General features: G+C 70.5%; 7 protein-coding genes. 1 reads left to right on the forward strand and 6 read right to left on the reverse strand.

From position 1 onward, the window contains the following. The 6 genes from JWP65_RS16250 to JWP65_RS16275 all read right to left on the reverse strand — a co-directional run. A partial coding sequence (locus tag JWP65_RS16250) for an FAD-binding protein (protein WP_299765542.1) occupies positions 1 to 463 on the reverse strand: 463 nt, incomplete at its 3' end. Between the two features lie 20 nt (positions 464 to 483). Continuing rightward, on the reverse strand, positions 484 to 1,407 hold the full coding sequence (locus JWP65_RS16255) for an SMP-30/gluconolactonase/LRE family protein (RefSeq protein WP_299765543.1): 924 nt from the start codon (positions 1,405 to 1,407) through the stop codon (positions 484 to 486). After that, positions 1,407 to 2,258: an aldose 1-epimerase gene (locus JWP65_RS16260; protein ID WP_299765546.1), complete on the reverse strand. Its 852-nt coding sequence runs from the start codon at positions 2,256 to 2,258 to the stop codon at positions 1,407 to 1,409. The genes JWP65_RS16255 and JWP65_RS16260 overlap by 1 nt, the downstream gene beginning before the upstream one ends. Positions 2,259 to 2,415: 157 nt before the next feature. Then, on the reverse strand, positions 2,416 to 3,804 hold the full coding sequence (locus JWP65_RS16265; RefSeq protein ID WP_299765548.1) for an ammonium transporter: 1,389 nt from the start codon (positions 3,802 to 3,804) through the stop codon (positions 2,416 to 2,418). A gap of 27 nt (positions 3,805 to 3,831) precedes the next feature. Beyond that, on the reverse strand, positions 3,832 to 4,170 hold the full coding sequence (gene glnK, locus JWP65_RS16270; protein WP_299765550.1) for a P-II family nitrogen regulator: 339 nt from the start codon (positions 4,168 to 4,170) through the stop codon (positions 3,832 to 3,834). Positions 4,171 to 4,198: 28 nt separating this feature from the next. Beyond that, the gene (locus tag JWP65_RS16275) at positions 4,199 to 4,933 is read right to left on the reverse strand and encodes a TorF family putative porin (protein ID WP_299765590.1); all 735 of its coding nucleotides are present in this window, start codon (positions 4,931 to 4,933) and stop codon (positions 4,199 to 4,201) included. 216 nt (positions 4,934 to 5,149) lie between these two features. Between JWP65_RS16275 and JWP65_RS16280 the strand changes: the two genes are divergently transcribed. Beyond that, positions 5,150 to 5,932: magnesium chelatase domain-containing protein (locus JWP65_RS16280; RefSeq protein ID WP_299765592.1), on the forward strand; the 783-nt coding region annotated here is incomplete at its 3' end.

Genomic DNA, 5,932 nt, shown 5'->3' on the forward strand with positions numbered 1-5,932 from the left:
CGAGCGACCCTGCCAGCAGGCGCGAGACATCGTAGCCGGCCACGTTCTTCATGACCTGGCCGCCGAACACCAGGTGCTCGCCGCGGCCGTTGACCAGGTTGACGCCCAGCACGTAGTCGCGCACCGAGCCGACGCTGGCCCGGGCCGGACCGGAGATGCCGGCCGCCACCATGCCGCCGACCGTGGCGCCGGCGCCGAAGTGCGGCGGCTCGAACGGCAGCGACTGGCCGCTTTGCGCCAGCAGCTGCTCCAGCTCGGACAGCGGCGTGCCGGCGCGCACCGTCACCACCAGTTCACTCGGCTCGTAGCTGGTGACTCCCTGCAGGGAGGCGGTCGACAGCAGCTCGCCGGCGGCCGCTTCGCCATGAAAGTCCTTGGTGCCGCCGCCGCGGATGCGCAGCGGCGTGCCGGCCGCGCCGGCGGCGCGCACGCGATCGACCAGGATGGCGAGAGCTGAATCCATGGCGGCAATGGTAAGCGGGCTCAGTCTTCGAAGAAGTTGACGGGCAGGCCAGGCACGTCGACCCGCGTTGCCAGCACGCAGCCCGAATGCGGCAGCGTCCGCAGTTCATCGTCCGACCGGCCCTGCCGCGCGGTGGTGACGTAGAGCGTGCGGCCGTCCGGGCCGCCGAAGCAAGGCATCGTCGGACACAGCGCCGGCAGCGCGAGCTCGGCCACCACGGCGCCGGCGGGCGACAACCGCAGCAGCCGGCCGCCTTCGTACATCGCGCACCAGTAGTGGCCTTCGACATCCACCGCGGCGCCATCCGGGCGGCCGCCATAACCGGCGTCGCCCGGTGTCCAGCCGGCCGGCTTGGGCGGGAACTGGTGGAACACGCGATGCCGCCGCAGCACGTTGGCCCGCGGCTCCCAGTCCCAGGCCGACACGGCATGCGATTGGGTGTCGCTCCAGTACACCGTGTCCTGCTCGGGCGACCAGGCCAGGCCGTTGGCGCTGGTCGCGTTGTGGGCCTTGAGCTGCACGATGGGCTTGCCGGCCTCGCCGTTGCCCGGGCGGCAGTCGATGCTGTAGAGGTCGGCCTTGCGCGCGTCCTTGGGCTCGTAGTAGGTGCCGGCCCAGAAGCGGCCCGCCGGGTCGGCCTTGCCGTCGTTGAAGCGCGAATGCTTGCCGTGCCCGAACAAGGCGATCGTCTCCAGCGCGCCACCCCAGTCGCGGGCGCGGTAGACGCCGTCGCGCAGCGCCAGCACCAGCCCGCCGCTGGCGGCCGGCGCGATGCAGCCCGGCTGCTGCGGCAAGTCCCAGCTGTCCTGCCGGCCGCTGTCCGGGTGCCAGCGGCGCACCCGGCGGCCCGGGATGTCGACCCAGTACAGGCGCTGCTCCGCCGGATGCCAGAACGGAGACTCGCCCAACGCATCGGGTTCGGCCACCGCGAGCTCCCACTGCATCAATCGGCCTCCACTTCGATCGCCATTTGCGCGGTCATGGTTTCGCCCGGCTGCAGCACGGTCAGCCCGAGCGCCTCGGCCGGCGTGCCGCCAGCGTACAGGTGGACCGCGTTGTTGACGTGGCTGACCGGCTCGATCGCCAGGTAGTCGCGGCTGGGGCTGTTGAACACCACCACCCGTGTCAGCGGCGAGACGACCCGCAGCCGCAGGCGCGCGTCGCGCAGCTCGACGATGCCGTCCCAGCCGTCGTAGCAATGATCCACGTCCAGCGTGGCGCAGTCCGCGTCCAGCCCCGGCGACGGCGAGCGCCCCGTGGGCAGCTTGTCCGGGCCCATCTCCCAGCGGCCGGAGGCGCGAAAGGCGATGTGGCTGCCCGGCCGCCGGTCGAAGTAAGGGTGCCAGCCCAGCCCGGCGGGCGCGGGCCGCTCGGACTGGTTGGTCAAGGCCAGCGTCAGGTCGAGCGCGCCTGGCCGCAGCCGCAAGCTGTGCGAGCAGTCGAAGGCGAACGGCCAGGCGGTGTCGGGTCGGTGTTCGTAAGCCAGCATGGCGGAGGTGGCATCGCTGTCCAGCTCGCTCCAGGGCCGCTGCCAGCCGACGCCGTGGATCGCATGCGGCTCGTCGCCGTTGTTGCGCACCAGCGGATGCTGGGTGCCTAGCCACACCAGGCTGGCCTGGCCGATGCGGTTGGAAAACGGCACCAGCGGGTAGCAGGCCGACAGGCGCGCCGACGCCAGCAGAGCAGCGGGCGTGGAACGCAGCACCGGGATGTCGTCCAGCCAGAGGCCGGCGATGCAGCCTCCCAGTTCGGGCCGCAGCTGGCAACGCAGCCGCCCCGCTTTCAGTTCGATCATGCGCCTGTCTCCCGCTTTCTGGTCATTGTGCAGGAGCCGTGCGCGCCGGACCAAAAAAGAGGGCCCGCCAAGGCGGGCCCAAGATCCAGAGGAGATCTTGCAGTGAAGGCCGCGGCGTGCCACCGCGGCCGGGAACCGGAACCGGGACCGGGACCGCTCAGCGGCTGTAGGCGGCCTCGCCGTGGCTGCTGATGTCCAGGCCTTCGCGCTCTTCTTCTTCCGTCACGCGCAGGCCGACCAGCAGGTCGACGATCTTGTAGGCGACGAACGCAACCACGCCGGACCACAGGATCGTGAAGACCACGCTCTTGAACTGGATCCAGACCTGGCCGCCGATGCTGAAGGTGTCGGGCGCCAGGCCGCCCGTGCCGCCCAGGCCTTGCGCGGCGAACACGCCCGTCAGCAGCGCGCCGACGATGCCGCCCACGCCGTGGACACCGAACACGTCGAACGCGTCGTCCGCGCCCAGCAGCTTCTTCAGGCCGGTCACGCCCCACAGGCAGACCAGGCCGGCGATCAGGCCCAGCACGATCGAGCCCATCGGGCCGACGAAGCCAGCGGCGGGCGTGACGGCCACCAGGCCGGCGACGGCGCCGGAAGCGGCGCCCAGCATCGAGCCCTTGCCCTTGGACAGCGCTTCACCGGCGATCCAGGACAGCGTGGCCGCGGCCGTGGCCAGGATGGTGTTGATGAAGGCCAGGCCGGCGGTGCCGTTGGCGGCGCCGGCGGAGCCGGCATTGAAGCCGAACCAGCCCACCCACAGCAGCGAGGCGCCGACCATGGTCAGCGTCAGCGAGTGCGGCGTGAAGGCTTCCTTGCCGTAGCCGACGCGCTTGCCCACCATGTAGGCGCCCACCAGGCCGGCGATACCGGCGTTGATGTGCACCACGGTGCCGCCCGCGAAGTCGAGCGCGCCGTCCTTGGCCAGCAGGCCGCCGCCCCAGACGATGTGGGCCATCGGCAGGTACGAGAAGGTGAACCACAGCACCGCGAACAGCAGCACGGCGGCGAACTTCATGCGCTCGGCGAAGGCGCCGACGATCAGCGCCACCGTGATGGCGGCGAAGGTGCCCTGGAAGGCCACGAACACGTATTCCGGAATCGTCGCCAGCGCGCCGAAGCTTTCCAGGTTGACGCCCTTGAGGAAGATCTTGTCGAAGCTGCCGATGAAGTTGCCGTCGCCCGCGAACGCCAGGCTGTAGCCGTACAAGGCCCACAGGATGGAGACCAGCGAGAAGACCACGAACACCTGCATCAGGATCGACAGCATGTTCTTGGAGCGGCTCAGGCCACCGTAGAACAGCGCCAGGCCGGGAATGGTCATCAGGATGACCAGCATGGTGGAGGTCAGCATCCAGGCGGTGTCCCCGGAATCGACCTTGGGCACGGCGGCAGCGGGCGCTGCCGGTGCGGCGGCGGCCGCGGCGGCAGCCGCCGGCGTGGCTTCGGCCGGAGCGGCGGCGGCCGGTGCCGGGGTCTGGGCGAAGGCCAGGCCGCCGGCGAGCAGGCCCAGGGCCAGACCCAGGGATGCGAGAAGTTTCCTCATGGCAGTGTGTCTCCGGTGTGCTGTGGGTTAGAGGGCTTCTTTGCCGGTCTCGCCGGTGCGGATGCGCACGACCTGCTCGAGGTCGTAGACGAAGACCTTGCCGTCGCCGATCTTGCCGGTGCGGGCCGCGCCTTCGACGGCTTCGATCACGCGCTCGACCAGGTCGTCGCAGACCGCCGCTTCGATCTTGACCTTGGGCAGGAAGTCGACGACGTATTCGGCGCCGCGGTACAGCTCGGTGTGGCCCTTTTGCCGGCCGAAGCCCTTGACCTCGGTGACGGTGATGCCCTGCACGCCCATGGCGGACAGCGCTTCGCGCACCTCGTCGAGCTTGAAGGGTTTGATGATGGCGGTGACGAGTTTCATGCTTGCTCCTTGGAAGACCCGTTCAGGTTCAAAACGCGTACTTGACGCCCGCCACCACGCCCCAGCGGCCGAGGTTCTTGCTGCCGGGACCGCGGTAGTTGTTGTTGTCGGTGTCGACATAGGCCAGCGAGCCGCTCAGGCCGTTGCCGAAGTCCTTGCCGAGTGCCAGCGACCAGTCCCAGTACGAGAAGCCGCTGTTGCCGCGGATGCGCTGGTAGCCCACGTGCGGGGTGACGGTGGTGCCCCAGTAGCCGGTCTCGAAGCCGGCGGTCAGGTCCACGTAGTAGCTGTTGTCGCTGTTGGCGAAACCGAAGGCGTTGGTCACGGCGTGGGAATACTTCAGCGTCGCCGGGCCGAAGGTGCCGGCGGCGTAGACCTCGGTGGTGTCCGGGTTGGTGCCCAGGCTGGAACCCGGGTACAGGTAGCGCAGCACGCCGACGTCCAGGGCCACCGGGCCGAGGCCGAACTTGTAGCCACCGTACAGGTCCACTTCGACGTCCGCATCACCGCCGGCGTCCTTGATCGTCCGGATGGTGGATGCCCAGGTGCCGATGTAGAAGCCGCTGCTGTGGCCGAAGTCGGCGCCGCCCTGCAGGGCGGGGCGCAGGCGAGTCTGGGAGATGCCGCGGAAACGGTAGTCGGTGACCACGCCCACGTTGCCGGTCAGCGTGTAGTCAGGCGTGGCGGCGGCCGGGGCGGTCTGCGCCAAGGCGGCGCCAGACAGCAACAGGGCGGCGGCGAGGGCGGCAAGTTTCAGTTTCATCGGGAGCTTCTCCGTTGCGTGGGGTGTACCAAGAGCCTGCAAGCAGGAGCCGTGCCATACCCAACCGGGATGAAACGCCTGTCATCGGGCAACACCGGCTTGCCGTTGAGCCAGTGCCGGCGCGAATGCGCTGGCGATTGCACCGCCGTGGTGCCTTCGGCCACCGGCCCGGCGCGCCGCACGCGGCCATGCACCCGAACGGGGAGAACAGCTGCCATGAGCCTGTCTTTGGTGCAAAGCCGAGCCCTGGTCGGGCTGGAAGCGGCCGCGGTGACGGTCGAAGTGCACCTGGCCAACGGCCTGCCGAGCTTCACGCTGGTCGGGCTGGCCGACACCGAGGTCAAGGAGGCACGCGAGCGCGTGCGCGCCGCCCTCCTGACCAGCGGCCTTGATTTCCCGCACAACAAGCGGATCACGGTGAACCTGGCACCGGCCGACCTGCCCAAGGATTCCGGCCGCTTCGACTTGCCGATCGCCCTGGGCATCCTGGCGGCCAGCGGCCAGATCGACGGGGCCCGCCTGGCCGGCCACGAGTTCGCCGGCGAACTGTCGCTGTCGGGCGAGCTGCGGCCGGTGCGCGGCGCGTTGGCCACCAGTCTGGCGCTGCGCGCCGGCGGCATCGAAGCCTGCCTGGTGCTGCCGCCGGGCAGCGCCGAGGAGGCGGCGCTGGTGCCTGGGGCCCAGGTGGTGCGCGCGCGCCACCTGCTCGACGTGGTGGGCCAGTTCCTGCCCGCCAGGAACGGCGTGCCTGCCGCCGGCGCTCCGCCAGGCTGGGTGCGACTGGAAGGCGGCGCTCCCGACACGGCCGCCTGCCACCCGGACCTGGCCGACGTGCGCGGCCAGGCCGGCGCGCGGCGGGCCCTGGAAATCGCCGCGGCCGGCGGCCACAGTCTCTTGCTGCTCGGCCCCCCCGGCGCCGGCAAGTCGATGCTGGCGCAGCGCTTTGCCGGCCTGCTGCCGCCGATGTCGGTGCAGGAGGCGCTGGAAAGCGCCGCCGTC

Source organism: Ramlibacter sp. (genome assembly GCF_028292805.1).
Classification (GTDB): domain Bacteria; phylum Pseudomonadota; class Gammaproteobacteria; order Burkholderiales; family Burkholderiaceae_C; genus Ramlibacter.